Annotated in this window: 1 protein-coding gene; it reads left to right on the forward strand. The window is 41.1% G+C overall.

The window, feature by feature from the left end; genetic code table 11:
- Positions 1-65: 65 nt before the first annotated feature.
- A partial coding sequence (locus AAEY75_RS15315) for a hypothetical protein (RefSeq protein WP_502944435.1) occupies positions 66-270 on the forward strand: 205 nt, incomplete at its 3' end.

Here is a 270-nt window from a genome sequence, read left to right on the forward strand (position 1 = left end):
CTGATAAGGTGATTAAGCGAAGCAATAAAATTGCGTTTTAGTAACGATTTAAACAGGAGTCATTAATGGCAACTACACTGGCGTTTGATGTATACGGTACGCTTATAAATACTCATGGCGTGGTGTCGGTACTTGAAAATATGGTTGGCGATAACGCGCACGCATTTTCAACTACTTGGCGTGAAAAACAACTCGAATATTCGTTTAGGCGTGGCTTAATGCAAAACTACGTGCCGTTTTCGGTGTGTACTGAGCAGGCACTTAATTATG

Source organism: Psychrobacter sp. TB55-MNA-CIBAN-0194 (assembly GCF_040309505.1).
Classification (GTDB): Bacteria; Pseudomonadota; Gammaproteobacteria; order Pseudomonadales; family Moraxellaceae; genus Psychrobacter; species Psychrobacter fozii.